The 25,494-nt window shown below is 62.7% G+C and carries 21 protein-coding genes and 1 tRNA gene; 12 read left to right on the top strand and 10 right to left on the bottom strand.

Annotated features, from left to right (window positions below):
- Positions 1 to 22: 22 nt before the first annotated feature.
- The 4 genes from BLV04_RS01630 to BLV04_RS01615 all read right to left on the bottom strand — a co-directional run bounded on the left by BLV04_RS01630 (position 23) and on the right by BLV04_RS01615 (position 4,003).
- Positions 23 to 976: a ribose-phosphate diphosphokinase gene (locus BLV04_RS01630; protein WP_093027450.1), complete on the bottom strand. Its 954-nt coding sequence runs from the start codon at positions 974 to 976 to the stop codon at positions 23 to 25.
- Between the two features lie 219 nt (positions 977 to 1,195).
- Positions 1,196 to 1,270: transfer RNA gene (locus BLV04_RS01625), tRNA-Gln, on the bottom strand.
- A 46-nt stretch (positions 1,271 to 1,316) separates the two neighbouring features.
- Positions 1,317 to 2,189 (bottom strand): 4-(cytidine 5'-diphospho)-2-C-methyl-D-erythritol kinase, encoded by an 873-nt coding sequence (gene ispE / locus BLV04_RS01620; RefSeq protein ID WP_245731657.1) that lies wholly within the window; start codon positions 2,187 to 2,189, stop codon positions 1,317 to 1,319.
- 11 nt (positions 2,190 to 2,200) lie between these two features.
- Positions 2,201 to 4,003, bottom strand: a complete 1,803-nt coding sequence (locus BLV04_RS01615; protein WP_093027446.1) for a tetratricopeptide repeat protein — start codon at positions 4,001 to 4,003, stop codon at positions 2,201 to 2,203.
- A 174-nt stretch (positions 4,004 to 4,177) separates the two neighbouring features.
- Between BLV04_RS01615 and hemA the strand changes: the two genes are divergently transcribed.
- The 4 genes from hemA (at position 4,178) to BLV04_RS01595 (ending at position 7,929) form a co-directional block, all read left to right on the top strand.
- A complete protein-coding gene (hemA, locus tag BLV04_RS01610; protein WP_093027444.1) occupies positions 4,178 to 5,452 on the top strand; it encodes a glutamyl-tRNA reductase in 1,275 nt (424 codons plus the stop codon).
- Entirely contained in the window at positions 5,449 to 6,528 is a 1,080-nt protein-coding gene (gene prfA / locus BLV04_RS01605) for a peptide chain release factor 1 (protein WP_093027442.1), read from the top strand. Before hemA ends, prfA begins: the two co-directional genes overlap by 4 nt.
- Complete coding sequence (gene prmC, locus BLV04_RS01600; RefSeq protein WP_093027440.1) at positions 6,521 to 7,447, top strand: peptide chain release factor N(5)-glutamine methyltransferase; 927 nt, start codon at positions 6,521 to 6,523, stop codon at positions 7,445 to 7,447. Before prfA ends, prmC begins: the two co-directional genes overlap by 8 nt.
- A gap of 92 nt (positions 7,448 to 7,539) precedes the next feature.
- Positions 7,540 to 7,929, top strand: a complete 390-nt coding sequence (locus BLV04_RS01595; RefSeq protein ID WP_093027438.1) for a hypothetical protein — start codon at positions 7,540 to 7,542, stop codon at positions 7,927 to 7,929.
- An 82-nt stretch (positions 7,930 to 8,011) separates the two neighbouring features.
- Here BLV04_RS01595 and BLV04_RS01590 read toward each other — a convergent pair whose 3' ends face one another.
- Positions 8,012 to 8,830, bottom strand: coding sequence for a lysophospholipid acyltransferase family protein (locus BLV04_RS01590; RefSeq protein WP_245731654.1), 819 nt, complete (start codon positions 8,828 to 8,830; stop codon positions 8,012 to 8,014).
- Positions 8,831 to 9,045: 215 nt separating this feature from the next.
- Here BLV04_RS01590 and BLV04_RS01585 point away from each other — a divergent pair, with 215 nt between their 5' ends.
- The 3 genes from BLV04_RS01585 to BLV04_RS01575 all read left to right on the top strand — a co-directional run bounded on the left by BLV04_RS01585 (position 9,046) and on the right by BLV04_RS01575 (position 10,944).
- Positions 9,046 to 9,456, top strand: coding sequence for a hypothetical protein (locus BLV04_RS01585; protein WP_093027434.1), 411 nt, complete (start codon positions 9,046 to 9,048; stop codon positions 9,454 to 9,456).
- A gap of 7 nt (positions 9,457 to 9,463) precedes the next feature.
- Positions 9,464 to 10,213: a HesA/MoeB/ThiF family protein gene (locus tag BLV04_RS01580; protein ID WP_093027432.1), complete on the top strand. Its 750-nt coding sequence runs from the start codon at positions 9,464 to 9,466 to the stop codon at positions 10,211 to 10,213.
- A gap of 191 nt (positions 10,214 to 10,404) precedes the next feature.
- Positions 10,405 to 10,944: a hypothetical protein gene (locus tag BLV04_RS01575; RefSeq protein WP_093027430.1), complete on the top strand. Its 540-nt coding sequence runs from the start codon at positions 10,405 to 10,407 to the stop codon at positions 10,942 to 10,944.
- A 42-nt stretch (positions 10,945 to 10,986) separates the two neighbouring features.
- Here the strand turns inward: BLV04_RS01575 and ubiA are convergent, their stop codons facing one another.
- The gene (gene ubiA / locus BLV04_RS01570; RefSeq protein WP_093027428.1) at positions 10,987 to 11,898 is read right to left on the bottom strand and encodes a 4-hydroxybenzoate octaprenyltransferase; all 912 of its coding nucleotides are present in this window, start codon (positions 11,896 to 11,898) and stop codon (positions 10,987 to 10,989) included.
- A gap of 179 nt (positions 11,899 to 12,077) precedes the next feature.
- Between ubiA and BLV04_RS01565 the strand changes: the two genes are divergently transcribed.
- The gene (locus BLV04_RS01565) at positions 12,078 to 13,100 is read left to right on the top strand and encodes an SUMF1/EgtB/PvdO family nonheme iron enzyme (RefSeq protein ID WP_093027426.1); all 1,023 of its coding nucleotides are present in this window, start codon (positions 12,078 to 12,080) and stop codon (positions 13,098 to 13,100) included.
- Between the two features lie 373 nt (positions 13,101 to 13,473).
- Here BLV04_RS01565 and BLV04_RS01560 read toward each other — a convergent pair whose 3' ends face one another.
- Positions 13,474 to 15,477 (bottom strand): multiheme c-type cytochrome, encoded by a 2,004-nt coding sequence (locus BLV04_RS01560; RefSeq protein WP_093027424.1) that lies wholly within the window; start codon positions 15,475 to 15,477, stop codon positions 13,474 to 13,476.
- Positions 15,478 to 16,008: 531 nt separating this feature from the next.
- Here BLV04_RS01560 and BLV04_RS01555 point away from each other — a divergent pair.
- The 4 genes from BLV04_RS01555 (at position 16,009) to BLV04_RS01540 (ending at position 21,417) form a co-directional block, all read left to right on the top strand.
- Positions 16,009 to 17,421 carry an efflux RND transporter periplasmic adaptor subunit gene (locus BLV04_RS01555; RefSeq protein WP_175534445.1) on the top strand — a complete coding sequence of 471 codons (1,413 nt, stop codon included), beginning with the start codon at positions 16,009 to 16,011 and terminating at the stop codon, positions 17,419 to 17,421.
- A 2-nt stretch (positions 17,422 to 17,423) separates the two neighbouring features.
- On the top strand, positions 17,424 to 20,615 hold the full coding sequence (locus BLV04_RS01550; RefSeq protein WP_093027420.1) for an efflux RND transporter permease subunit: 3,192 nt from the start codon (positions 17,424 to 17,426) through the stop codon (positions 20,613 to 20,615).
- Between the two features lie 266 nt (positions 20,616 to 20,881).
- Positions 20,882 to 21,148 carry a type II toxin-antitoxin system Phd/YefM family antitoxin gene (locus BLV04_RS01545; protein ID WP_093027859.1) on the top strand — a complete coding sequence of 89 codons (267 nt, stop codon included), beginning with the start codon at positions 20,882 to 20,884 and terminating at the stop codon, positions 21,146 to 21,148.
- Positions 21,145 to 21,417, top strand: a complete 273-nt coding sequence (locus tag BLV04_RS01540; protein ID WP_443080475.1) for a Txe/YoeB family addiction module toxin — start codon at positions 21,145 to 21,147, stop codon at positions 21,415 to 21,417. The genes BLV04_RS01545 and BLV04_RS01540 overlap by 4 nt, the downstream gene beginning before the upstream one ends.
- A 19-nt stretch (positions 21,418 to 21,436) precedes the next feature.
- Here the strand turns inward: BLV04_RS01540 and BLV04_RS01535 are convergent, their stop codons facing one another.
- From BLV04_RS01535 to BLV04_RS01520, 3 genes are all read right to left on the bottom strand, one after another.
- Complete coding sequence (locus BLV04_RS01535) at positions 21,437 to 21,889, bottom strand: Fic family protein (protein ID WP_175534444.1); 453 nt, start codon at positions 21,887 to 21,889, stop codon at positions 21,437 to 21,439.
- Positions 21,890 to 22,160: 271 nt separating this feature from the next.
- Entirely contained in the window at positions 22,161 to 23,606 is a 1,446-nt protein-coding gene (locus BLV04_RS24260) for a hypothetical protein (RefSeq protein ID WP_139191843.1), read from the bottom strand.
- A gap of 5 nt (positions 23,607 to 23,611) precedes the next feature.
- Positions 23,612 to 24,685, bottom strand: coding sequence for a nucleoid-associated protein (locus BLV04_RS01520; RefSeq protein WP_093027414.1), 1,074 nt, complete (start codon positions 24,683 to 24,685; stop codon positions 23,612 to 23,614).
- Between the last annotated feature and the right edge of the window lie 809 nt (positions 24,686 to 25,494).

The following is a 25,494-nucleotide window of genomic DNA, read 5'->3' as shown; positions in this document are numbered from 1 at the left end:
GCAACGCCGGAATGGTTTAAATTCAGTCGACGAAAAGTGAGCTGACCGACTCTTCGTTCGAGACTCGGCGCATCGTCTCGGCAAGCAGCTCGCCGATACTCAACTGCCTGATCTTGGGACAAGCCTTCGCCGCCGGACGCAACGGGATGGTATTGGTGACCACCAACTCGTCGAGCCGGGATGCCGAGATGTTGTCGACGGCCGGCCCCGAAAGCACCGCGTGGGTGCAGTAAGCCACGACTCGACAGGCACCGGCGTCTTTCAGCGCCGCAGCGGCACTGCATAGGGTCCCCGCCGTATCGACCAGGTCATCGACGATGACACACGAGCGATCCCGAACATCGCCGATGATGTTCATGACCTTCGCCTCGTTCGCGCGCGGACGGCGCTTGTCGATGATCGCGAGATCCGCATCGTCGAGCCGTTTGGCAAGTGCGCGCGCGCGCACCACGCCGCCGACGTCCGGCGAAACGACCATGAGATCGTCGTAGCGCTTTCGCCAAACATCGCCCAACAGAATCGGCGAGGCATAGACGTTGTCGACCGGGATATCGAAGAACCCCTGGATCTGATCCGCGTGCAGATCGACGGTCAGAACGCGATCGGCGCCGGACTGACCGATCATTTTGGCGACGAGGCGCGCCGTGATCGGAACGCGCGCGGACCGGGGCCGGCGGTCTTGCCGGGCATAGCCAAAATAAGGGATGACCGCGGTGATGCGCTTGGCCGACGCCCAGCGCAGGGCGTCGATCATAACCAGCAGCTCCATCAGATTGTCGTTCGTCGGAGCCCCCGTCGGCTGCACGACAAAGACATCGCGCCCGCGCACGTTTTCCTGAATCTCGGCCATCACCTCGCCGTCGCTGAACTGACCGACGACGGCTTTACCGAGCGGGACACTCAAATAACCGGCGATCTCGACCGAGAGCTCCGGATTGGCATTCCCGGAAAAAACCATCAAATGGCTGGCAGGCACTGGCGATTTCCTGACGTCTTGCTGGAGGATGACAACATCGGGGCACGAATGACAAGCGTCGACTCATCGGCAAGCGGGCGCGGCGCAGGGAAACCTCGACCCACGAAGAGCCGTTCCGGATACAAGCAGCTCGGCGCTCGGCTCATCTCCGCGACGACGGCGAATAGCCCGTCTCGCGCGAATCACCGCCTTTCACGCGGGGCTCGGCTCGACAGGGTTTGGCTGGGGCGCCAGGATTCGAACCTGGGGGTGCCGGGATCAAAACCCGGTGCCTTACCGCTTGGCTACGCCCCAAAAACTGGTCTGGACTTCGAAATCACGCGCTCGGCACGACACCGGATCAGGGCAGCATCTCCATGTGCGCGAGCAGCGGCGATCGATTCAGCCCGCGGGCGACGAACGCACGCATCTCGGGCGGACATTGCTCAAGCGCGCAGAGCGCTTGCGAGCGATCGTCGAAGACCGCAAACACACAAGCCCCGGTTCCGGTCAAACGTCCACCGCCCCAGCCCGAAAGCCAGTCGAGGGCCTGCGCGACCGGAGCGTACTCGCGTCGCACGACGCTCAAGCAATCGTTCGAAACGTCGCCGGCAACGAAGTCCGCTAGTTTGGCGGGCACCGAATCCCGTGTCAACTCAGGATGCATAAACACATCCCTCGTCGAGACCGAGCAGGGCGGAGACAGCACCAAATACCAGGGCTCGGGCAACGCGACCGGCGTCAGGCGCTCGCCGACACCCTCTCCCCAAGCCGCAAATCCGCGCACGAAGACAGGTACGTCGGCGCCCAGAGGGAGGGCCAGCTTCGCGAGGGCGTCCTCGTCGAGACCGGTGGCCCAGAGTCGATTCAGCGCAACCAGCGTGGTCGCCGCGTCGGAGCTACCGCCGCCGAGCCCCCCGCCCATCGGAAGCAGCTTCTCGCAGCGGATATCCGCCCCGAGGCGGCAACCTGTCGCGTCGCGGAGGGTCAGCGCCGCACGGACCGTCAGATCGTCCTCCGGCGCGACACCCGGCACGTCGACGAGACGGCGGATCAGCCCGTCTTCGCGCACCTCGAACCGAAGCCGATCGCAACGGTCGATGAACTGGAACACCGTCTGCAGCTCGTGATAACCGTCCGGCCGACGCCCGACGATGCGCAGCATGAGATTGAGTTTGGCAGGCGCGGGCCAAAACGACGCGGGGACCGGCTCGATCATGAGTGGCTCTCTCATCGGGCGCTGGCTCATCGGGACGGCTCGCCGCCGGATGCGCGATGCCGCCCCATGACCTCTTTGAGATACCCGTGGTCCGGATGCTCCTTGGCCGCAGCCTCCCAGACCTCGAGGGCCTCTTCGCGACGATTCATGGCCCATAGTACCTCGCCGAGGTGCGCCGCGATTTCCCCGTCGCTCAGGTGCTCGAGCGCGCGCCTGAGATAATCGAGGGCGGTCTCGTAATCGCCGAGGCGGTAATGCACCCAACCCATACTGTCGAGGATCGCCGGCTCATCCGGCTTGAGCGCATAGGCCTTCTCGATGTAGCCCTTCGCCTCGGCGTAGCGATCGGTTCGATCCGCCAGCGTGTAGCCGAGTGCATTCAGGGCATCGGCATGCTCGGGGTCGATCTCGATGATCCGCCTCAGATCCTGCTCGGCGAGGACGATCCGATCGAGCTTGACCGCCGAAAGCGCCCGCGCGTAAAGCAGATTTTCGTCGTCCGGAAATGCCTGCAAGGCACTGTCGAAGATCGCCATCGCCTCGTCCGGCCGACCGACCGACTCGAGAATCTCGGTCTCGACCAAGTAGAGAAGAACGGCGTTATCCGGTCCTCGGTCGCGCAGCTGCTGGAGGATCTCGCGCGCACGCCGAATGTCGCCGCCCTTTGCGCTCAACAATGCCGTGCGGATCTGCGCATCGACCGAATTCGTGCCCTTGACCTTGCCGTACCACGCAAGAGCGGCCTCGGGATTTTCGGCACGCTCCTCGACCTGCCCCAGGTAGAAGGCCGCCTCGTCTCGACGCTCGCCGGTCTCGTACAAACGCGTGAAATAGATGCGCGCCCCTTCCGTATCCTCGAGCTGCAGCGACAGAACCCCGACCGCGAACAGCACATCCGGCTCCTTCGGACGATTGTCGAGTAGGCGCTGAAAGACATCGCGCGCACTGGAGAACTCCTCCTCCTCGACGAGGAGCTGTCCGTACAGCATCCGCAACACCTGATCGTCGGGACTGAGCGCGAGATACTCCTCCAGCAACGACCGCGCTTCGCCGCGCTTGTCCGAGGAGATCAACAGCTTCACCAAAAACAGTCTCGGCTTGTTCCATTCCGGGCTCAGCTCGAGCGCCCGGCGTGCGGCGGCATCGGCGATCTCGAGCTGCGACGCGCTGGCCGCCACCATCGCGAGCGACTGCTGCGCATGCGCGCTCTGCGGAAACTGGTCGGCCAGCGCCTGCATCAGTCCGACACGGGCCGCAGGCGTCGGCGCCCGCGAAATGATGGCGGCGGCCTGTCCGAATGCCGCGTCCGGGTCATCGGGCGAGAGCTGCACGAGACGCATCAGGTGCATGAGCGCCCCCTCGTGGTCGTTCGCCTTGATGCGGGAGAAGGCGCCCATCTGATGCGCGCCGGTCGACGTGGGGTCGAGGTCCAGCCAGCGCCGCAAGCCCTGCTCGGTCGCCGCATCGTTGCCCGCAGTGATGGCTGAACGCACGGCCAGCTCGGTCAGGCGGGGATCCTTCGTGAGGTCGGCGGCCTCGAGATAATAGGTGAATGCGGTGTCCATATCGCCGCGCCGTGCGGCGATCTCGGCAACCAGGACCGCATAGATCTGATCGGCGTCCAGCCCCCCGGAGAGACCCGCCGCATCGGCCTCCGGGCGATCGGCCTGCGTGTCGGCGGATCGCTCGGGTTGCGGAGGGCCAGCAGGCGCCGGGGTCGATTCCGGGCTCGATGCAGGATCCGGGATCTGCGCGAATGCGCCCGCGGACAGAAACGCCAAGACGGCAAAGAACCCGCCGACAGTGGAAAGCAGAAACGAGCGTGGCATGTGCATGATCCGGCAAGAGCCAATCCAACAACGATTGTGATCGTGAGAGCCCAGTATAGCGAAGCAGTTCCTTCCTCCCACACCCGAAAAACCACAAGATCGACGTCGGTGGGTTTTCATCGACCCTCGAAAGTCGGACAATCGCGAGGATCACCACCTGACATCCTCAGAACTATGAAGCTGCTTGTTCTCGGACTCAATCACAAGACGGCGCCGGTCGATGTCCGCGAGCGGCTCGCCTTCGGCCCCGACATCATCGTCGGCGCCCTGCGCGACCTCACCAATTGCGACGGCATCGCCGAGGGTGTCGTGCTCTCCACCTGCAACCGTACCGAGATCTACTGTGCGGTGCAGGATTGCTCCGAAGAGGCGGCCCGGCACTGGTTGAGCAGATTCCACGGGGTCGAGCAGGAACGGGTGGGGCCTTTTCTGTACGCCCATCTCGGTCGCGATGCGGTTACCCACCTGCTGCGCGTCTGTAGCGGGCTCGATTCGATGGTCTTGGGCGAGCCGCAGATTCTGGGTCAGGTGAAGACCGCCTATCAGACCGCGACCGACTGTACCGCGACCGGGAAGCTGCTCGGACGTCTCTTCCAGCATGCCTTCTCGGTCGCCAAGACCGTCCGCACCGAGACCGCGATCGGCAGCAGCCCCGTCTCGGTCGCCTTCGCCGCAGTGAACCTCGCACGCCAAATCTTCAGCGACCTGACCCAGCAGACCGCACTCTTGATCGGCGCCGGCGAGACTATCGAGCTGGCCGCCCGCCATCTGCACCGCGCCGGGATCGGACGCATCATCGTCGCGAACCGTACCGTCGAGCGCGCCCATGAGCTGGCCGCCCAGTTCGACGGATATGCCATTGCCCTTGCCGAGATCGGCAACCACCTGGCCGAGGCCGACATCGTCATCGCCTCCACTGCCAGCCCCTTGCCGGTGCTCGGCAAAGGCACGGTGGAGCGGGCATTGAAGAAACGCAAGCATCGTCCGATGTTCATGGTCGACATCGCGGTGCCGCGTGACATCGAGCCCGAGGTCCGGGAGCTCAGCGACGTCTATCTCTACACCATCGACGATTTGCAGGGCGTCATCGACGAGGGTCTGCGCTCGCGTCAGGCCGCCGCCGCTCAGGCCGAAGACATCATCGCCTTCCACGCCGACGAGTTCATGGCGTGGCTGCGCTCGTTGGATGCCGCCGGGCTCATCCAGGACTACCGTCAACGCGCCGAAGAGCTGCGCGACGATGTCCTTGCACGCGCCCAGCGCCAGCTCGACGCCGGCAAGCCGCCGACCGAGGTCCTCAACTATCTCGCCCACACCCTGACCAACAAACTGCTGCATGCGCCCAGCTCGCGTCTGCGCCAAGCCGCCCGCGAAGGCGAGGCGGAGATCCTGGTGGCGGCCAACGAGCTCTTCCAGCTCGACCCGAACCGCGCCATTTCGACTCAATGAACCCATCCATCCGAGGCAAGCTGGAGCGCATCTCGGAGCGCTTCGGCGAGGTCGTCGCGTTGCTGGCGGAATCCGAGACCCAGTCCGATCAGAATCGTTTCCGCGACTTAAGCCGCGAGTATGCCCAGCTCGAACCCCTCATCGCGGCCTACAACCGGTATCGCGCAGCGGAGCTCGACTTGGCCGCCGCCGAGGAGATGCTTGCCGATCCCGAGATGGCCGCACTCGCGCGCGAGGAGATGGCCGAGGCAAACGACCGGCGCGAGCAGCTCGAGCCCGAGGTCTATCGCCTCCTCGTCCCGCCGGATCCCGACGATCAGCGCAACGTCTTTCTCGAGGTCCGTGCCGGCACCGGCGGCGCCGAGGCCGCGCTCTTTGCCGGCGATTTGCTGCGGATGTATCTGCGCTATGCCGAGCTGATGCGCTGGCAGATCGAGCCCATCGCCGAGAGTCCCGGCGAGCTTGGCGGTTACAAGGAGGTAATCGTGCGCATCATCGGCAACGGTGTCTTCTCGCGCCTCAAATTCGAGCCCGGTGCGCACCGGGTTCAGCGCGTTCCCGAGACCGAATCCCAAGGCCGCGTCCACACCTCCGCCTGTACCGTCGCCGTCATGCCCGAGGCGGACGCCATCGATTCCATCGCGATCAATCCGAGCGAGCTGCGCATCGACACGTACCGCTCCTCGGGCGCAGGCGGTCAGCATGTCAACAAGACCGACTCGGCGATCCGCATCACCCACCTGCCCTCCGGTATCGTCGTCGAGTGCCAGGAGGAACGCTCCCAGCACAAGAACCGGGCCAAGGCCATGTCGCTGCTCCAGGCCAAGCTGCTGTCCGGCGCGCGCGCGACTCAGGCGTCGGAGCAGGCGCAATCGCGCAAGCTTCAGGTGGGCAGCGGCGACCGCTCCGAGCGGATCCGCACCTACAACTTCCCCCAGAACCGACTGACCGACCACCGCATCAACCTGACCCTCTACAAGCTCGACGAGATCATGACGGGCCAGCTCGATCAGGTCATCGACCCGCTATTGCAGGAATATCAGGCCGAAGAGCTGACCGCGATGATGCATGGCTGAGAACGGTTCGGACGGGGCCGCATCAGACGCGGCCTGCTCGGCGCCGACAGTAGAACCCGGCGGAATATCGCGCGCGGTCGAGCTGCGCGTCGAGGCCGTCCTACAGGGGGCGACAGCGGCGCTCGCAATCCTCCCCGAAGGTACGCCTCGATTGGAGGCCGAGCTGCTCCTGACCGAAGCGGCAGGCTGGTCTCGGACCCGTCTCTTCGCCTGGCCCGACCACCCTGTCCCACCCGATGCCTACGCACGCTTCGACGCACTGCTCGCCCGCCGCCTGGCCGGCGAGCCCATCGCCTATATCAGAAGTCGACAGGACTTCTGGAGCCTGGAGCTCCTCGTCACACCCGCGACCTTGATCCCGCGCCCCGAGACCGAGCTGCTGGTCGAGACGGCGCTTGAGTCTCTCCGCGCCGACGCACCCCTGCGGGTCGCCGACCTCGGCACCGGCAGCGGCGCCATCGCCGCCGCCTTGGCCACCGAGCGACCCGCGTGGCACCTCGTTGCGACGGATCGCTCTCCCGCCGCGCTCGAGGTCGCTCGCGAGAACATCGTCCGGCTCGGCCTGCGAAACGTGACCCTGCTCCGGGCACACTGGTCGGACGCCTTCGCGCCCGCCAGCCTGGACGCCTTGGCGAGCAACCCGCCCTACGTCGCCGACGGCGACCCGCATCTCGCCCGCGGCGATCTTCGATACGAGCCACGCGAGGCCCTGACCCCCGGCGGCGACGGCCTGGATGCCTACCGCGCGATCGCGGCCGATGCACGCCGCTGCCTGCGCCCCGGAGGCTGGCTCTTCCTCGAGCATGGTTACGACCAAGGCAGCGATATTCGCCGAATCCTCGCCGACGGCGGCCTTAAGGCGCCGAGCACCCGAACCGACCTCGCCGGCCACGATCGACTGACGCTTGCCCGCGCGTAATCGCGCCTGGCGCCCCATTTCCCGACGCCTTGACTCAGACTCTATTTGTCAGTATATTAGCATTAACTTATTTTATGGCAGAGCAAAGGCTCATGAAAACATCCTCGATCCTCCTGATCGCAGCACTGGTCGGCTCGTCCGCCGTGGCCGCCGACACCCGGCCTCTCGCGATCGGCCTCGACGGCAGCTTCGAGAACGAGCGCAGCTTCGCAACACAGGCCGGTCACGACTGGTACCGACAGCAGCGCCGGATCGCCGCCGAGCTTATGGCCGAGCACATGCTGGCACGGCTGCACGAGTTGTCCGACGAGGTCGTGCCGGATACCTGTGTCCGCGGTGATGCCTCGCCGAGCGGTCGATTCGCAAGCGCCGAGCTGGAGCAGATCGCCCACGCCTTGGCGGATTCGCGTGTGCTCGAGCTCTTGGAGACCAGCCCCTACTACGCTGCGGTCGTCGAGGGGCGCGAACCGATCACGAACTGACCGCATCGCGTCGTCGATAAAAAAGGCCGGGCCGCTTTTCAGCGGCCCGGCCTTTTTCGTAGATGCAACGACCGCCGGTTCCTCAGAGGCGTTCGAGCGTCGCGCGAATCCACTCCTCGGCCTTCTCGTTCACCGCTTTCGCGGTCTCGCCCGCGCAATCGATCGGCTCTCCGATCACGACCCGGATGGTGCCCGGGAAGCGCCACAGCGAGCGGGCCGGCCAGCAGTCGCCGGCATTATGGGCGATCGGAACGACCCGTCGTCCCGCACGACAGGCCAACATGGCGCCTCCGGCGTTGAATTGCCCCAGATGCCGCGGCGGTTGCCGCGTGCCTTCCGGGTAGATCACCACGCTGACACCCTGCGCGAGCCGTTCCTGACCGACCCGCAAGAGCGTCTTCAATGCCTGACTCGGCTGGCCTCGGTCGATCGCAATCGGTCGCAGCAGGAGGAGTGCCCAACCGAAGAAAGGCACCCAGAGGAGCTCGCGCTTGAGCACGGTCGCCTGAGGCGTGAAGAGCAACTGAAGGTAGAAGGTCTCCCACTGACTTTGGTGATTGGCCAAGACCACCACCGGCTCGTCCGACGGGATATTCTCAAGCCCGCTGACCTCGATCTCGACACCGTTAAGCCGCCGCAGCAACCACATAGTCGCTTGCGTCCAGCGGTTGACGAAGCGATAACGTTGCTCGAAGGTCTGAAATGGCGCTACAGCGACACTGGCGAGACTGTGAAAAACCCCCATCAGGTTGTAGAGCACGAAAAAGAGGATGCTCCGAAGCCTGATACCGACGCCGATCGGGCGCCCGACACGAACATCCCGGCCGGATGCTTCTGTTCGCTCGGCACTCGGCACCTGCCGCGGTGCAAGATCGGCGTCGGGAAGATCTCTTTCGGTCATGCGCTGTCCCATCACTGGTTGCAGATGGTCTCGGCACGGAACAGGGGAGCGAGCTCAGCCCCGGCCAAGCGGCCGCAGATGCAGAAAACAGCTCGCCTCCGAACAGCCTCGCGTCGAGCGCCGACCGGAGCAACATCCCGGCTCGATCGAGCAACGATCGAGCCGGCAGGATTCCGCTTTGAGAATTCGAGTACCGCGATTAGCATAAGGATACCATGGACATCTCAGACGCCGACCGCATCAAGTCCCGCGAGATCCCCTTCCAGGAGATCCATCCGGATCCGCATCAGGCCGCGACCGCCGCACGGTTCCTGAAGGATGTGGACGGCATCCTCGAAACCGACCCCGTCGCACCGATCCTCCTCAGGGTCACCTACGACGTGCTCGTCACCCGCCTCCAAGAGATCGAAGAGGCACTGACAGAGCTGGGTCTCCACATCGACAACCGCTTGATTTACCGAGTCAGGCGTGCGCTCTACTACTACACCGAAGACACCTTCCGCGCCAACTGCGGGTGTCCGAACGGCGAGAGCAACTGCACCAAGAAGGTCTTCGCCAAGCGCTACGAGCTGATCGAGCACGGATGTCGGGACGATCGGCCGGAGCACTGGCGGAGGTATTTGTAGCCTCCGAATGACCGACGCCGAGCTCCTGCGCTACAGCCGCCAAATCCTGCTGCCCGATTTCGGGATCGAGGGTCAGGAGCGGCTTCGGGCATCCAGCGTCCTGGTGGTCGGACTCGGCGGACTCGGCTCGCCGGTGGCCATGTATCTCGCCGCGGCCGGTGTCGGGCGGCTGGTGCTGGCGGATTTCGACGCGGTGGATCTGTCCAACCTCCAGCGCCAGATCATCCACACGACCGCTCATATCGGACGGCCCAAGGCGGAGTCGGCCCGCATCGCGCTCGCCGCGCTCAATCCGGACGTGGATCTGGTCACCGTCAAGCGCAGCCTCGTCGACGAGACGCTGCCGGACATCGTCGCCGACGTGGACCTGGTGCTCGACTGCTGCGACAACTTCCAGACGCGGTTTGCCGTGAACGCGGCCTGTGTGGCTGCCGGTATCCCGCTGGTCAGCGGCGCGGCGATCCGTCTCGAGGGACAGGTCACGGCCTTCTCCGGCCAGCCCGGCGGCCCCTGTTACCAGTGTCTCTATCCGCGTGACGGCGGCATCGACGAGACCTGCTCGACCAACGGCGTCTTGGCCCCGGTGGTCGGCATCATCGGCAGTATTCAAGCGACCGAGGCAATCAAGATCCTGACCGGACTGGGCGAGCCGTTGTTCGGGCGCCTCTTGCTGCTGGATGCGGCGCTCATGCAGTGGCGGAGCCTGCGCTTGCCTTCCGATCCGCAATGCCCGATCTGTTCGGTCACGCGCGCCTGAAAAGAGGCCGATGATTCGCCATCCACGGCATGAATCAGCACGCAAAGCGAAACAGGGTCTCCGCCGCGATACATTTGCAGCCGCCCAGGCGACTGAACACCGGCGGCACATCCATCTGCATCGGGGCGCATCATCGCGGACAGGCGCACCCGGTCCTTTCAAAACGAGCAGTCGAATAGGGCACCCGTCTCATGCGCTTCGAAATCAGCCCGGATCAAATCAAAAAGGCCAACATCCCACACGAATTATTTCTGACCAACCTGATCGCCAACCACATCCTGCTCGCGGTCGCGATGGGCGGCTTGGCCGGAAGCTTCCCCTGGGTCATGGCCATCATCCCGGCCATCTCCTTCAGCATCCTCGGCTTCACGCTATGGCGTGCCAAGCACGGCATCGGGCGCGACTCCTGGTATGTCATGTGTCACTGGCAGGTCTGCGCGAAACGAAGCCGGATCTTTCTGGTGATGCTCGGTCTGCTTCTGACCGCCGTCGTGCTCGGCTGGGTCGGATACACCTACGGCGGGATGATGAAGGAGGCGGTCTGGGCGCTCGTGATCGGCGTCGGGATACTGCCCGTGATGGCCACGGTCCTCGTCCTGATCATCGTCGAGTCCGATGCCCTCTATCACGCCAATCAGGCCAAGCTACCCGATTGGGTGGTCGCGCGCTTCCCGAACGCGGACGCGAGAGTCATCGAGGACGAGCCTCATCTCACCCATCCCGCACCTTGAGACTCGAATCCGATCTCGGCAGATCACTCGATCCGACCGAGATCAAGCGCCCATAGCGAAAGCATAGTCGAGCACCAACCCGACGAAGATCGCCATCCCGAAGTAGTTGTTGTTCAGGAATGCCTTGAAGCAAGGCGCCGGCGCCCGCTCTCGAATCAACACCTGTTGATAGAGCGCCAACGCCCCGGCGACGGCCAAACCGCCGAAGAAGAAGAACCCGCGCTCGGCCAGCAGCCCGATCCAGACCAACAGGCCCAGCATCAGAAGCTGCAGGAGCCCGATAACCAAACGATCGTGCTCGCCGAAGAGGATCGCGGTCGACTTGACGCCGATCTTCAGATCATCCTCGCGATCAACCATGGCGTACTGGGTATCGTAGATCAGCGCCCAGATCAGGGTCGCGACGAACAAAAGCCAGGCGTACCCCGGAATGCCGCCGGTCACGGCCGTGAAGGCCATCGGAATCGCCCACCCGAAGGCCGCCCCGAGAAACAGCTGAGGCACATGGGTGAAGCGCTTCATGAAGGGGTAGACCAGGGTGAGCAGGGCCGCGACCACCGACAGGGCCACCGTCTGCCAGTTCATGAAGAGCACCAGCCCGAATGCGACGAGAGACAGGATCACGAAGACCGCCACCGCCTCTTGCGGAGAGACCGCGCCGGTCGCCAACGGCCGTTCACGGGTGCGCGCGACATGCCCGTCGAAGTCGCGATCCGCAAAATCGTTGATCGCGCATCCGGCCGAGCGCATCAACACGACCCCGAGCACGAAGACCGTGACCACCTGCCAGGGCGGCTGACCGTCCCCGGCCAGCCATAAGGCCCAAAGCGCCGGCCACATCAGAAGAAAGATGCCGATCGGCCGATGCAGACGCACCAGCAACACATAGGCATGCAGACGTTCGCGCCAGGACAGCGCACGCCGGCTGCCGGTCTTGACCTCGGGAAAGCTCATATCGCCAATCGTCATCCGGGCTGATGTGAAGATCGAAAATTGCGACGGATTATCTCACAGGCACAGACGCAGGAAGACGCGCGGTTTAGAATCCGCAAGCCGTGATGCCGCGCAGTCCGGTTCGCCGGCGGTACACCAACGCGTTTAATCCCCCAACCCGAACACGAGGGATCCATCCCGTGCGCCATTCATTGATCCTGCTCTTGGGCATCGCTGCGCTCTTGCCCGGTGCGAAACTCGCCGCGGAGACCACCGGCGCGGTGCGGATCTTCACCATCCCCGGAGACGCGCAGTTGTTTGTCGACGGCGAGCGCAAAGGCACTTCGCCCAGCACGGCCAAAGAGACCTTCCTGATCCATCTCGCCCCGGGCGAGTACCGCATCGAGGCCCGCCGAGACGGATTCGACCCGGCCGAGCAGGAGGTCTTCGTCGCCGCCGGAACGGAGCAAACCCTGCAGCTCAGCCTCGCCCCGGAAATCGCCATGGTCTCGATTCCCGCCGGCTGCTTCCTGATGGGAAGTCCGCCCGACGAGCCCGAGCGCGACGCCGACGAGGGCCCCCAACGCGAGGTCTGTGTCGCCGCCTTCGAGATCGGTCAGCGCGAGGTCACCTTCGCCGACTGGGATGCCTGCGTACTCGACCAGGGCTGCACCACGAATCCGTCCGACGAGGGCTGGGGTCGCGGCGACTACCCGGTGATCAACGTCTCCTGGGACGACATCCAAGAGTATCTGCGCTGGCTGAATCGCTTCACCGGCAAGGGCTACCGACTGCCCACCGAGGCGGAATGGGAGTACGCAGCGCGCGCTGGCACCACGACGCCCTTCAGCACCGGTGCCTGTATCAGCACCGATCAGGCGAACTACGACGGAACCTTCGAATACGCCGGCTGCGGTCGCCCGACCGACGTCAATCTCGGCCGCACGGCACCCACCGGCAGCTACCCACCCAATCCTTGGGGTCTGCTCGACATGCACGGCAATGTCAACGAGTTGACCGCGGATTGCTGGAACGCCGGTTTCGAAGGTGCGCCCGCCGACGGCAGCGCCTGGCTTGAAGGGGATTGCGCAAAACGGGTCATGCGCAGCGGCTCATGGTACGGCTATGCCGGCTACATGCGCTCGGCCTACCGCTGCCGCGTCGGACCCGGATTCAACCATCGCAGCATCGGGTTTCGCATCGCGCGCTCGCCGGGGTCCTGAGGCTGATCCGGAACTCGTGAAACCTTCAGTCGCTCGTGATACCCGCTCCGCGGTGTCACGCATGCCTCTGGCGCTCTGCGCCACGTGCCACGATGGCCGGTGCAAGCAAGCCGATTGTGATTGCGACTCGGACAACGACAACGAGAACCGTGGCAAAGATATCCTCTCGTTGAGTTGGGTGACTTAGGCGAATTCCGGGAACTGAACACCTCGATGAACCGGTAGGATGGGTAGAGCGTCAGCGAAACCCATCCTCCAGACCGCCGCGTTGCCGGGTTTCGCTCCGATGCGCTTGGCGCGGGCTGGATGGGTTTCGCTTCGCTCTACCCATCCTACGTGTTTCGGTTGTTTTTGAATCGCTCTTAACGCCCGTTCAGTGGCCGCTTAGAACGTCGAAATACCCCTTCAGCACCAGCCCCGCCAAGATCAGGCCAATGATGATCATCCAGCCGGTGACCTTGCGCCCGGCGTGACGCGCCCGCTCGGTCGGCGGCTTGATCAGATACTTCTCGAGCTCGCCGCTCGCCTCGAGTCGCTCGTACTCGAGCGCATGCTCGTGCTTGAACTCGTCCAGAGGCACAGCGCCGGTTGCCATCACGATGTCCATCGGCCACTTCTCGGGCCGGAAATGGACGTTGAAATAATGCACCGTGAAGAGGAAGACCGCGGCCAGGATCGCCTCCTCGGCATGCACGATGGTCGCGATGTTGAAGACCCAACCGGGCAGAAAGGACGCCGTCACGGTAGGGAACCAGAGCATCAGACCGCTCAGACCGATGATCATCATGCCCCAGAAGGGTGCCCAATAATCGAACTTCTCCCAATAGGACCAGCGGTCGAACTTCGGCCGTGGGGCCATTCCGAAGAACCACTTGAACATGGCCCCGATGTCGCGGATGTCCTGCCAATTGGGCACCATCGATGTCGGACCGAACCAACGGAAGCCCTTGCCTGCCCGCGCGATATTGACGACCACGACAATCAGGTGCCCGAAGAAGACGGCCGCGAAGGTAACGGCGGCCACCCGGTGGATCACGGCGGCCACCTTGGGACCGCCGAGCAGATTCATGACGTACTGGGCCCACGCCTGCTCGGCGAAGAGCACGGCCGTGCCGGTCAGGACCAAGGTCATGACGGCGATGGCCAACACGCCGTGCGCCAGCCGCCAGCCGCCGCTGAAGCGTCTGAAATAGACCTGCGGCGGATTGTCGGGATCGACGCGATAGCCCTTGCCCTCCTTGCGCTCCCGCCATTCGCGATAGATCCACAGGAGCATGTGGGTCCAGAAGAAGAGGAAGACTGCGATGATCAGGACTTCCATGAAGCGGGCGGCAATCCACATCTCCGGGTAGTTCTCGAAGTCGTTGGCGTCGCCGTGGGCGTGAAAGCCGAGGAATCCCTCGGGCGCGCCCTCGTGGCACTGGCGGCAGGTCTCCAGCCGATTGTTCGGGTGCACCTTCGACGCCGGGTCGTCCACATCCATGATCCCGTGGCTGCCGTGACAGTCGTAGCACTTGGCGGTGTGCGTATAGCCCAGACGCACCACCTGGCCGTGATAGGACTTTTCGTAGGTCTCGACCTGCTTCTGGTGGCAGCTCCCGCAATTCTCGGTGATGGTGAGCTTGACCTTGGTCCGGTCGGGCGAGTCGATGTTGTGCGGGGTGTGACAGTCCGAGCAGATGGCGGAGCCGGCGTTCTGTTTCTCGATGACGGCGGTTCCGTGGACGGATTTCGCGTAGTGGTCCTTCTGCTCTTCGTGACAGCGACCGCAGACCTCGTGAATCCGGCTGCGATGCTCGGCGCGCGCCGCGCTGCCGACGGTTCCGATGTTGTGGCCGTCGTGACAGTCGTAGCAGGTGGCGTTGGTCTTGGACTGGTCCAGCAGATTGGGCCGGGCGTGCACCGAGGCCATGTAGCCGTCGATCTGAGACAGCACCACGTCCAGCCGCCGGTATTCCGGGTCCGTACTGCCGTATTGAAGCTCGGCCGTCTTGAGATGGCAGGCCACGCAGCCGATGCTCTTGGGCAGCGGGATCTCGTGGATCGCCTTCTTCACCGTGTTGTGGCAGCCGACACAGGGTTGCTTGCCGTGCACGCTGTGCTCGAAACGCTCGCGATCCACATAGATGTTGATCACGGTCCCGTCTTCGCGCTCGGAGGTCTTCTCGTCCTCGTCGTTGTGGCACTTGAGGCAGCGTGCGTTCGGGATCGAGGGTAGATCCAACGCCTCGGCGAGGGTCGGCGGCTTTTCGGCCGGAGGCATAGCCGCGCCGCCCGCGTCGTCGCTCGCCGCCCGGGCGAGCCCCGCGGCGAGCAGCAGACCACATGCGAGCAACGCCGGAAACCAAGGGTGGCGGAAGCGCAATCTAGGGGACATCGATGTCCTCGCCCAAACAGGTTGAGACCAAGTAACCGCGGCACGCGAATACGCTGCGGGGCTCCTGCTGCGGGGCGCGATGCTGCATTGGCCCGGTCGATACCGCCCGGATGGGGAATCGACAGGCGCGTTTATACCATCGCCTACGCCGCTCCGACAGGGGCGGACGCCATCGGACGTCTCGTGCCCGATCGGCAACCGCCATCGATTCCGAAGGAAGCCGTCGACCGCATCGCATTCCCGGCATGATTCGGCGTCGACCAGTCCCCCGCCCGAGATGCTCCGCTGTACAATCCGGGCCATCGCGACTTGCACCATTCGGCCGTCCGACAGCGCCCCCGGAGCACCATGACCGACCCTACACCCGTCACGTTGCCGAAGCCCCGACAGGTTGGAACCTGCATCGCTCGGAGCTCGGACATGGCCGGCCTGCCCCGCAGCCAGCTTACTTCCACGCCGAATCCCCGCCGCCCCGCATCCCGGACGAGGATGTCGGCGCCTACCCCCGTGCCCCAAGGAGAGGCATCGCCAATGACGACGACGCATTCAAGAACACCCGGCCGACGCACCGGCTCGTGGCTCGACTCGGCGCGGCCGCCGCTGACCGCCGCGCTGCTGACCCTGACGGTCGGGTCGCCGGTCCACGCAGCGGACAAACCGGCTGCGGGTGCGGACGAGACCCCGCCCCCGCCCGCCGTCGTGGTCGCCGCCGTGGAAACCCAACTGGTAGACCACCACGGCCGCTTCATCGGGACCATCCAGGCGATCCAACAGGTCAGCGTCCAGGCGCGGGTCGAGGGGTTCTTGGACGAGGTCGCCTTCGACCAGGGTTCGCTGATCAAGACCGGACAGCTCCTCTACCAGATCGAGCAGGCCCCGTTCCAGGCCCAGCTCGACGCGGCCAACGCCGAGCTGGCCTCGGCCGTCGCCGAAGTCGCCAAGTCGGAAGCGGACCTGCTGGACGCGCAGGCCCAGTTCGATCGCTTCTCGGCGCTGGTGAAGAAGGGCGACACATCCCAGTCCGAGTTCGATCGGTCGCGGGCTCAGCGCGACATGGCCAAGGCGAACGTGGACAAGGCCAAGGCCGCCGTGCTTCAGGCCCAAGCCGACATCAAGACCGCCCAGATCAACCTCGGTTACACGACCATCGCAAGCCCCATCGACGGGCGCATCGGCGCGACCAACTACACCATCGGCAATCTCGTCGGGCCGAACAGCAAGGTTCTCTCCACCGTGGTGCAGCTCGACCCGATCCGCGCCGTCTTCTCGATCCCGAGTGCCGACTTCGTGCGCGTTACGGAGGCGGCCGGCACCCCGGGCGAGAACTTTCAAAACTACGTACCCGAGCTGATCCTCCCGACCGGCGCGACCTATGCGCAACCAGGCAAGATCGCCTTCGTCGACAACCAGATCAACGCCAGCACCGGCTCGATCGCCATCTATGCGGACTTCCCCAACCCGGAAGGCGTGCTGCTGCCGGGCCAGTTCATCACGGCGCTCATCCACACCGCCGAGCAGAAGCGCCAGCCCGTGATTCCGGCCGGGGCGGTCATCCAGACCAAGGACGGCAAACAGGTCTATGTCGTGGGTCCGGACAATCGGGTGGCCTTGCGTTCCATCAAGACGGGCAGTCAGATGGGGACCGATTTCGTCGTCGACTCCGGATTGAAGGAAGGCGAGATCGTCGTCGTCTCGGGAATTCAGAAAATCAAGCCCGGGATGGTGGTGACGCCGACCCAAGCGGCTGCGCCCGAAGAGGCGGAGGACACCAAAGCCGACGGCACAAGCGACGCCCCGTCCGAGAAGACACCCCCGGCGCCCGCGAGCGAGACCGGCGCGGCCAAGTCCGAGACGACAGGGCCTGCGACGACAGATCCCGAGACGACAGAAAAAGACACAGCGGATCAGACCACACCCCAAACTGCGCCGAAGCCGGGGAGCTGACCATGATCTCCAAGGTCTTCGTCGATCGGCCACGCCTCGCCGCAGTGGTCTCGACCATCATCGTGGTGGCCGGACTCCTGTCGATCTCCAACATCCCGGTTTCTCAGTATCCGAACATCGTCCCGCCGGTGGTGCAGGTCACGGCCAGCTACCCGGGTGCGGACGCCCAGACCATCGCCGACACGGTCGGCAGCCCGATCGAGCAGCAGGTCAACGGCGTCGAAGGCATGATCTACATGTCCTCGACCGCTTCCTCCGCGGGCACCTACAACCTGACGGTGACCTTCGAGGTGGGCACCGACCCGAACATCGCTCAGGTCAACACCCAAAACCGGGTCTCTCAGGCCCTCGCCCAGTTGCCCCAAGAGGTGCAGGCGCTGGGCATCACGGTCCAGGCCGAGTCCACCAACCTGCTGCTCTTCATCAACGTCTATTCACCGGACGGCAGCAAGGACCCGATCTTCCTGTCCAACTTCACCACCATCAATATCCAGAACGAGGTCGCGCGCATCCCCGGCGTCGGCGAGGCCAGTCTCTTCGGCCCGCTCAACTATTCCATGCGCATCTGGCTCGAGCCAGAGCTGATGTCCGCGCTCGGGATCGCCCCGAGCGACGTCATCGACGCCATTCAGGCTCAGAACCTTCAGGCTGCACTCGGACAGATCGGCGGCCCACCCATCGCCAACGATCAGGTGCTCCAATACGCCATCGTGACCGAAGGCCAGTTGGTCCAGCCGAGCGAGTTCGAGCAGATCGTCGTGCGTACGGGAGAGGACGGGGCCATCGTGCGCATCAAGGACATCGCCCGAGTCGAGCTGGGCGCTGAATCCTACAACCAGATCTCCTTCCTGAACGGCAAGCCGGCTGCGGCCATCGGCATCTATCAATCGCCGCAGGCCAACGCGCTGGATGTCGCCGAGGCGGTCCGCGCCGAGCTCGAAACACTCAAGACCCGTTTCCCCGCCGGTGTCGAGGCCGAGGTCATCTACGACTCGACCCTCTTCGTGAAGGCGTCGATTCAGGAGATCGTCTTCACCTTGGGCATTACCTCGGTAATCGTGCTCCTGGTCGTCTTCATTTTTCTGCAGGACCTGCGCGCGACCATCGTCCCGGCGCTGACCATCCCGGTATCCCTGATCGGTGTCTTCGTCGTCCTGCTCGCGGCCGGGTTCTCGGCCAACACCATCAGTCTCTTCGCGGTGGTCCTGGCGATCGGTCTGGTCGTGGACGACGCCATCGTGGTGGTGGAGAACGTCCAACGCATCATGCTCGAGGAGGGGCTGGATCGGCGGGCCGCCAGCCTCAAGGCAATGGAGCAGGTGACCGGACCCATCATCTCCACGACCCTGGTGCTCTTTGCGATCTTCGCTCCGGTCGCCTTCCTGCCCGGCATCTCGGGGGAGATGTTCCGCCAGTTTGCGCTGACGATCTCGGCGGCGGTGGCCATCTCCGCACTGAACGCGCTGACGCTCTCCCCGGTCCTCTGCTCGCTCTTTCTGCGCAAACCAAAGGAGGCCAAACGTGGCCCCTTCGCCTGGTTCAACGCGGGCTTCGACAAGACCCGCAACGGCTACGTGAGCATCGTCCGCATCTTCGCCCGACGCGCGGCGATCGCGGGCCTGCTGATCGTCGTCATCGGGATCGCGGCGGTGCTGCTCCTCGGCCGCTTGCCGACCGGGTTCATCCCCAACGAAGACCAGGGCGTGCTCTTCGTCGATGTGAGCCTGCCCAGCGGCTCCGCCTTGCCGCGCACCACGGATGTGCTCACCCAAGTCCAGGAGATCGCCTCGCGTACGCCCGGTGTTGCCAACGTCATGACGGTCTCGGGCTTCAGCATGCTCACCAGCGCGCCCTCGTCCAACAGCGGCATGGGCGTCATCGTCCTCGACCCCTGGGACCAACGCACCACCCCCGAGCTGCGGATAAAAGGTCTCCTTGAAAACCTCCAGGGGCAGATGAGCGCCATCCCCGAGGCCACGGTGTTCCTCTTCCCGCCGCCGCCCATCCCCGGGCTCGGCCAGGCCAGCGGCTTCACCATGCAGCTCGAGGCCCTCGGCGGTCAGTCACCGACAGAGCTGACCCAAACGTTGCAGGGTCTGATCGCCACGGCCCAGCAGGATCCGCGCATCGGCAGGGCCTATTCGTCATTCAGCGCCGACGTCCCGCAGCTCTACCTGGAGCTCGACCGCACCAAGGCGCAGTACCTGGACGTGCCGGTCTCCGATGTCTTCAACACACTGCAGGCCACCTTCGGCAGCACGTACGTCAACAACTTCACCTATCTGGGACAGACCTACCAGGTCAACGTCCAGGCCGACCAAGACGCCCGCATGACGGTGGACGATCTCGCGGGCGCCTATGTCCGCTCGGCCAGCGGGGCCATGGTCCCCGTCGGCACCCTGGCGACCATCCGCGAGGAGCTGGGGACGGATCTGGTCTTCCGCTACAACGAGTTCCTCACGGCGATGATCAGCGGCAGCCCGGCCCCCGGACACTCGGCGGGCGACGCCATGGCCGCCATGCAGGAGGCCGCCAAAAAGGCCCTTCCCGACGGCTACGGCTTCGAATGGACCGCCCTGTCCCTGCAGGAGTCACAACAGAGCGCCGGCGGAGAGATCGCCGTCTTCGGCTTGGCCGTCCTCTTCGGGTATCTGTTCCTGGTCGCCCTCTACGAGAGCTGGTCCATCCCCTTCGCCGTCTTGACCTCGGTGACCGTCGCCATCCTGGGTGCCGCTGTCACCCTTTGGCTCGCCGGACTCGACAACGACCTCTACACCCAGATCGGGTTGGTCCTCTTGATCGGCCTCGCCGGCAAGAACGCCATCCTCATCGTGGAGTTCGCCAAGGAGCAGCGCGAGGGCGGCAAGAGCCTGCTGGACGCGGCCCTCATCGCCGCGCACATGCGTTTCCGTGCCGTGCTCATGACCGCGCTCGCCTTCATCATCGGCCTCATGCCGCTGGTGCTCGCGACCGGCGCCGGCGCCAACGCCCGCATCCATCTGGGCTCCACCGTGCTCGGCGGCATGCTCTTCGCCGTGATCTTCGGCATCCTGCTGATCCCGGCGCTCTACGTCATGTTCCAGTGGCTCGGCGAGAAAGGGGGGGCCTGGCTACAGTCGAAACCCGAGGATGCGGACGAAGACGCCGGCGTGCAGACGACGGCCGAGGCCAAGGCCACCGAGGCGGGCGGATAGGCGGTCGCCCCGTCGCCGACTGATCCATCGTCGGCGACGGGCTCAAGGCGGGCGTGTCGCGATTGTCGGGAGGATTCCGGATCGAAGGACGTGAACTGCCGGATCTCTTGCAGCACAGCAGAGATGTCGAGAACGTTCGTTGTCGTTGTCGTAATCGACCATCGATACGATTACGACAACGAAAATAATCTCGGACCGTCTCGGAATCGCTGCACCGCTCCACTAGGATGGTACACTTGATCAAGTTTTTGAACAGGTCTGATGCCATGAAAGTCGTCACCTACTCCCATGCGCGCAACGCCCTAAAATCCGTGCTGGATGATGTCGTTCGGGATGCGGACGTGACCATTATCAGCCGTCGAGATGCCGAGGGCGATGCCGTAGTGATGTCCCTCGACCACTACAACAGCCTGGTGGAGACCCTGCATCTTCTCTCGACACCCGCCAACGCCGAGGCCCTGGCCCGCGCGATTCGGCAGGATCAGGCGGGCGAGGCCCAGCCGCGAACCTTACTCGACGCGCACTGCGGTTGATCGTGCGCGGGATCCGCTTCGTCCCCGACGCTTGGGATGCTTACCTCTATTGGCAGCATCAAGACCGAAAAACGCTGAAACGGATCAATGCCCTGATTACGGACGCCGCTCGCGAGCCGTTCGCCGGGATCGGCAAGCCCGAGCCCCTGCGCGGCAATCTGTCGGGCTACTATTGGTCGCGTCGCATCGACGACACCCATCGCCTGGCCTACCGCGCGACCGACACCGAGCTGGTCATTATCGCCTGTCGTTTTCATTACGACGGCTGATCCAAACCGGCATCGGACCTTAAGCCCGCCCCCCATCACGCTGCCGTAGCTCCAACACAAGCTGCCGCCCCGACCGCGTCAGCCGATACCCCTGCTTGCGGCTCGTCGGTGTCTCCGGACGCGTCAGCTCAAGCCATCTACCGACAACCGCAGGGTGCAGATAGTCGTAAAGAAAGGTCGGCCGATGCGACAACCTAATGAGCGCCATCAGCGACTTGGCCGAGTAATCGCCCTCGCCCATCCGCGCCACCAGGTTCAGAACTTGTTCGCCAGCTTGTTCGGTGCCTTGTTCGGTAGCTTGTTCGGTCGAGGACATCAATGCCTCCCGAATCACCCCCAGCACGAACTCGACGAAGAGGGTCGACGCACCCTCGGCGTTGCTCTCGGCCAGCGCTCGGTAGTAGTCCTGCTGATGCGCATGAATGATGCTCTCCACCGGCAGATCGGCGAACAACGGATTCCACCGGCTCAAGATCAGGGTCCGCCACAAGCGGCGTATCCCTTTGTGTCAAGTTGCCTCCAAAGCCGCGGCGCATTGGCCTTCTCTGCGGTATCGTGCGAAAAATGCCTACGACGTTTTGCCAGGCTGGAATTCAATCGAGTGTTGCAACATCGCCGTGGCCTCGCTGCGAGTGGAAATGCCCGATGGTATGCGCCCGCCGGTGGCTCGAAAATCGCCGACGGCGTCACGACGTTCATCACCTTTCCGTTTATTCGGGAGGCAGCTCGCGGCGCTTTCCTGTTTATACCAAAAAAAACCTCACGAAGCTCGGGAGGTTCCAAATTACGATACTCAAGAACCCATAGACGACGCAAACTATCCACATCGCAACTAACAACGTGATCCTACGCTTCTGCAGGAGTCGGAGAAAGCTCTCTCTTCTCTCCTTTCTTGAAGTATAGTTCTGCAAGACCTCTAGCCAACTTTCGCTTTCGGCGTAAGAAAGCTTCGCATCCCGCCAATTCGCGACTATCTGAAGCGCGCATGACAAGACCAAATATCCCGCAAGGAATTTAAGCAGAAGCGAGAGTTCTTCGCTGCCTAACAGGGTCATTAGATTCTTTTGATCAAACTTCCCGATAAACGAAAAACCAATAAAGAACAATACACCCAAGATGTCACGCGTAAGCGACGCCACTAGGTCGCGAACTTTCGCCGCGTATAAATCCGCTTGCGACTTCATATCCTTCATTAGTTCCCGCATCTCTTTATAGTATGCGTCTTTGCGCTCAAGAATAACAAAGGCGTAACTATCGCGAGCTTGCCGCAGCGCTTCCGTAAGGTTGTTTGCCAAACTTGCAAGAAATGTATCGCCTGGATCGCTGTCAATGGAAAGCCGATCCATTATTAGGCGCAGCCGTGTCTCCGGTCGCTCTTCATAGACCCAGATAACAGCTTCAACAAGTGATTTTAGCGTTATACATGTAACATTCTCCATAGGCTGCGCTAATGAAAGCGAAATATGTTTTGCTCCGCGCAATGCAATTTTGTACTCGCCGCCCACAAACCTAAGTTCTTGCACAAGACATGCGGAAAGAACTAGCGCACTTATCCTCATAAGAGGAACTAAGACAGCGCAATCACGAACGCCCCAGGTAAGAGCGAAACCGTCAGGGCAGATCCGCAAAGAACTATCTGTTGTGCTTAAATGAATTAATCTCTGAACGTCTAAAGAACTCGGAATACTGTACAGGGAGAGGGCGGGCGCAATGGCTTCGAGGGGCAGCACCCAAAGGTATGGCCCTCCAATTCCTTCTGTTAGGCCATGTACCCTTATTGTAGTTGGGCGACAGAAATCTGGCTCGGCCCCTGAAGGGTGTGCGAACGGATCGAGCGTAGCCCACCATTCGTGGAAACCCTCGAGAGAAAAAAACAGTACGGTATCTTCATCATTTCTGGCACGGAGCTTGGCGGCAAGAGGGGTCTTCGCGAGCACGATTCTCCATGTTCCGCCGTCCTCCAAAGCGTCAGTCAAATCGTCGCGGACAACCGAGACCTCGTCAATCAATACGACAGGACCATCTACACCGAGAGCTACGGCGGCGTCGATAACACGAGTGATACGTAACCCAATTTCTGGAACTCGCGAATGACCCTCCAAAGTGATGCGACGGGCTTCCTCAATAACTGCTGATGCAAAAACTGCTAGGTCATTAACAGATTCCAGCAGGTCCTTAAGGGTTTTCATCGAAACTAGCCCTTTATCTCAAGCCGATTGGTCTCAATCTGGATAAGCCTACGACTTCCGGAGAGCTCTTTCACGGTAATACCAGCAACTTCCGGGGAGCCCTCATAGGCTATAGTAACCCCTTCCGCAGTAACGTATACCTGCTTCCTCTCTTTACTCTTTAGGGATCCTGGTTGTGGTCTAAATAATTGCCCTGAAACCCCTGCCTCAGAAAGCCACTCGCGGAGACACGCAACAAGCAGCGCCTTCCTTTCATCATTGGTATCGCGTATAACAGCGTCAAGATAGGAGTCAGTATCAAAAGCGTCGTGATCGCTTAAATAATTAAGAGATCGGCCTGCGATCGTATTTGCGTCTTCCCCAGGCGCCAATTGCTCGAACGAAAGCGCCTTGGCCCACTTACGAACAGTAGCGTGCGCCTTTCTTGTTAGCGTAGAGTCCTCTTGGCGCTCCCTGATTCCAAGAAAATTTCGGAAGTAGTCACTCAGACCAGTCCTCGTGACTCGGTCAAATGCCAGCACGTCCCAAACAAACTGATCAGCCACGTCGATGAGCGCACTTTTCTGAATCGCAGACTTAGTCTCGTTCAGGGAGTTCTCGATTTCTTCTACCACCGCGACACGCCGCCCCTGCTGCTCCGTATAGCTATATGAGAAAGACGGCCGCTTATCCATTTTTACCAAAAATACCAGCCTTCTCCAATCGTTCGGCGCAACAAGATACTTGACGACAGAAACGACAAAGACGCCAGCAGCCATTTGCCCTTGGTGGCGTTCGGAGAAATCGGCCGCGATATGACGCGATAACTCGACGAATTGCGCGGACGAACCAACAATCTGCTCACACTTCTCTTTTAGGTGAACAGAATCAGGCTTAAATACATATTGGGTCCCCTCGGCTATATCACGCAATCGATCTAAAAAGAAGGATTTCTGCTTGGATTGCAACTGGACTTCATCCAAGAAGATCACTGAACTAGCGTCCGTTGCATTAGGCTCAATGATATGAAAAATAAACTCCTCAATCTCAAGACCTTCTCGCTGCGAATGATTCAACACTCCCTCAATAGGTGACGTCATATTTATTTTTCCGCATGCGCAATTTCATATAGACCGTTGCGTTAAATGGAAACTAAGGCAAGGACAGCATGATCATCACCGCAATCACGACTGCAACCACCCGTGAGCGCTTTGATTATTATCCAAGCATACCCCCACTCAAACCGTCTAAGCATCTGGTACAAGCCCGCCTGAAATTTCCCGCCTTCCTCATGCCACCAGCTTCATGACGACGCCGCTGAGTAGATTTCGGTGCCGTGGTCGGGGTTACCGCAATCGACCCCGAAACCCACGTCGGTGAGTTCATGCACGAGCGCTCGGCGCAGATCCTCGCGGGCATATTCCGCCCTGGACGCTGCGACGGATAAATGCGCGGGCGCGTGATCCAAGCCGACCACGTAGAGCCAGGTGATGGTAGTGTGAGGTCCGGGGATCGCGGTCCGAGGTGCACTCCCGAGAAGCGGTCATGATCGGGGAGGCGACGCAGCCGAACGGTTTGAGCCCGTTGTCCCGGCCTTCGTTACCGTTGCCTGGGGCACGATGAAGGGCCGGGTTCGGATTGAGTGGCCGCAGTGGTGTCGTTGTTGGGTCCATTGCAGCTCCATCCACTCTTGAACAGGCGCCTGCTCGGCTTGGATCCTTCGGCATTGTGCCAAACTTCGTCGTCGGGTGCAGTCAATTGGCGCGGTCCGGAACGCCGGTTGGATCATGGGGTGCGGCATGCACATTGCGTCTAGCCGCGCTCAGTTCCCGTGAGGCGATCGGCGGGCGGCGCCGACCTGACGGACGCCGAGTCGACTGCAAGTCGCCGATCCCGGGGTTGGGAGGCG

The organism is Thiocapsa roseopersicina (assembly GCF_900106925.1).
Taxonomy (GTDB): Bacteria; Pseudomonadota; Gammaproteobacteria; order Chromatiales; family Chromatiaceae; genus Thiocapsa; species Thiocapsa roseopersicina.
Note: the sequence above shows the minus strand (reverse complement) of the source record. Positions and strands in the feature narration are given on the sequence as shown.